The sequence below is a fragment of the Shigella sp. SIG3 genome (genome assembly GCF_053555855.1).
Map to the genome: position 1 here is coordinate 1 of NZ_JBQZXE010000204.1, position 3,050 is coordinate 3,050.

3 protein-coding genes are annotated in these 3,050 nt (G+C 47.0%); all 3 read right to left on the reverse strand.

Going from position 1 to position 3,050, the window contains the following annotated elements; genetic code table 11:
• On the reverse strand, nucleotides 1–60 hold a 60-nt coding region (locus tag ACUU1I_RS20070; protein ID WP_449144895.1), incomplete at its 3' end, for a phage tailspike protein.
• Nucleotides 61–195: 135 nt separating this feature from the next.
• Nucleotides 196–2,037, reverse strand: a complete 1,842-nt coding sequence (locus tag ACUU1I_RS20075) for a hypothetical protein (RefSeq protein ID WP_005067134.1) — start codon at nucleotides 2,035–2,037, stop codon at nucleotides 196–198.
• Nucleotides 2,037–3,050 (reverse strand): phage DNA ejection protein (locus ACUU1I_RS20080; RefSeq protein WP_449144894.1); only part of this gene is annotated, 1,014 nt, incomplete at its 5' end. The genes ACUU1I_RS20080 and ACUU1I_RS20075, both read right to left, overlap by 1 nt.

Sequence of the window (3,050 nt, forward strand, 5' to 3'; positions counted from 1 at the left end):
AGCCATAGTGAAGAGTTGCGAAGGCATCGATACGATCACATTGGCTGTAATGTCTGTCATTTAATTTGCTCCAGATACAATGAATCGCCGCAGCGTGGCTACGGTGAATTTTGGGCATAAAAAAAACCAGCCGAAGCTGGATAGTTGCGTTGGTTATCTGTCAGTAGTTATGTGCTTATTTAATTATTTATCTATCTATTGTTCTGCTGTAATTTGGCTTGAAAGTATAGGGCGTATCGCATTTGCAGCATTATTTAACGCTCTTTCATAAGCTGCCGTTCCTGCTTTGGTGTTTGCCAAACGAAGAAGCATATTCCTTGCGGCTTTGGACTCATACAAACGCATCATTGCACCAAAACCAGCCTCAAGCCCCATTGATACACCAAGAGTCGCAGTTGCGCCAATCGTCCTTATCCTGTTGGCTTGCGATTGCCCCGTCTGAGTTACTACATTTGCGGTGTCTGACCTTGCTGTTTGCTGTAGAACTTCATGAAGAGCATCAAGCTCTTTCATGTGCTTTCCAGAAAAAATAGTGTTGTAAATTTCACCGCCTGACTGAGATTTCAGCTTATTAACTTCAGTGATGAACTTGGCTGGAGAGTCACCGGCCTTTTCCGCTATTTTGCTGACGTAAGCTGCACGCATAGCATCTTTCCCTTTATCATCCAGTGCGCTCCAGATTCGTTTCACGTCAGATGGTTTTCTGCTTAATACAACGGTATTTATAAGTTCAGGACTGGCTTCACTGCTTGCCTTGTTGAGCTTGTTAGCAATGTTTTTATTAAGCACCTTATTATAAACGTTTGCATAATCGGAATTTGCTTTAAGGTATTTTGCTGCGTCTGATGCACCGAGGTTTTTAGCAACTGCGTTACGAAGGTCTTTTGACATTGCATTCTCTACCATATTGGTAGCTGCTTTTGCCTGGTTGGGGAAGACCATAGCATCTCCCTGAACATTAGATCTAAATGCTGTTCTGTGCTGACGCAAGAGATCAAACGTAACATCCAAATCAGTTGCAGGGTTTGCTAATTCTTCACGTAGGTTACGCAAGGATGTAAGCAGGCTTTGATTGGCAGACGTCCCAAGCCGTTCCTGTCTTGCGATCGCTGTATTCAGAGCATTCATGGTATTTGTGGTATCAACTGCGGCATTACCCATTTTATTGGTGACGTCATTGATAACAGCGCCAGCGGCATCCTTCCGCCCCCTTAACGTGGTGGTAAGAGATTTCACCACATCATCAGGGTTGTACTCACCAAAACGGTCAAAATAATTACTTACCAGCTTACTACGCGTTGCATATTGCTCCGCTCGCTTTGAGCCTGTCCCGAGCAAAGCCCCCTCGGCATCCTGAGTTAGGCCGCGAGTGAAAGCATTTTTCGGCGGGATAACATCAGATGTCATTGGTGTCACGCCCATCGATTCTGATGTGGCAATTTTCTTCGCCACTTCTGGCGCAATATCACCTTTTATAGCCGTTATTCCACGCCCTATTCCCTTTGCTGCTGCGGAAAGAACACCCTGAGCGGCAAGGTTAACTCCGGCATTTTTAGCTGCATTTTGTGCGAAATCGCCTTTCTGATTTGCGGCCTCTGCCAGTGATCCAATAGCCATGCTTCCTGCCGTTCCAACTCCTGGAACTAAATACCCACCAATTGTTTCACCGGCTTGCGCGTAGGGGTCTGTCGGTCTGTCTACTGGACGATAAACATCATCCAAAACCTTGGGTCCACCAAGCCCCTGACTGATTGCATTAATCAGACTTGCGCCGCCCTGCAATACGTCAAATGGTATGTTTACCAGACCACGACCAGCCTGTTCTGCAATTTGCCCTGCACTTTGACCACCAGTGAGCCAATCGCCAGCTTGTTGCATCAATGATGGTTCTTCCCGTGTTGGTGCATTATTGGCCTGATTAACTGTTTGTTGCTGAACAGCCTGACCAGCAAAATACTCATCAATGGCGGTGCCAATATCTTCGGTGCTCGTACCATCAGGAAAGGTAAATGTCTTACCGTTTGCAGTTACTTTCATCATTCCACCGTAAATTGAATGCCTGATTTTGAGGTATATGATCCAACCTGATTCCGTGGTTCTCCTGAAGGTGTCGAATCTTGTGCTGGCGCTGCGTCAGTATTCATTGACATATACCGCTTAACGGCACTCCCCAATGATTCACCTTTTTTAACATCCAACCCCAATATCTGACCGCCATTACGCGATTGTCCAGGGTTGCCATTCGCGCTCATCCACTCGGCTTTAAACTCATTAAACTGCGCGTTTCGTCGCTCAAGGTTTGCCATTGCATCAAGCCATCTTGCGACCGTCTCAGGGTTATCCATGTCAGTTGGCGCACCCTGTCGAACGATCTCAACGTCTTTATCCGTTGCTGGGCCGGGAGGTAGGAATTTAAGAACCTGACTGTTAACAAGGGCATTTTGGCGAATGCGCAAATCACGCAATGTTGTATCGCTTCCGGTAAGTTTTGCGAACATGTTCTGTGCGTTACCGAACAAACCTGTCGTTGGTTTTTCTGCTCTGAACTGTTGAGCAAGCGCACTCATAGAATTGGCTGAGTTTGATGATGCTGTAGCATTGTTTACAGCCGTCTCGATGCCTTTTTCCATGTTTACTGACAGCTTAGGTGCTTCGCTAATCAACTGCTGAGCCTTTTCCTGCGCTTGCTGCATCTTAAACCCGAACTCTTGCTGATCCAGAGCCAAGCGTTGTGCTGCGATATTGTGCCCAGTCATTGCTGACTGATAGGAAAGGTTTTGCCCTCTCGCCTGAAGTGCTTCTCCAGCCTGATTGCTGCGGATTGTCTCTGCCAGCCTGCCTCGGTCAATTTCACGACCAGCCATCTTGTCCTGAACATTGAAGTAATCAATCGGACCAAGAGCAGCCATTCCAAGGTGATCAACAAACTCACCAAATCCTGAAGGATTCTGCTGATACATCTGAGCAACGCTGTTAGGGTCAACACCGACGCGCGCCAGCTCATTGGCGTTGTTTTGCAGCCATGATTGCATTGCTTCTGGAGACGAGGC

Excerpts from the sequence above, each read along its gene's own strand:
- ACUU1I_RS20075 (WP_005067134.1), bottom strand. The coding sequence starts at position 2,037 with ATGAAAGTAACTGCAAACGGTAAGACATTTACCTTTCCTGATGGTACG.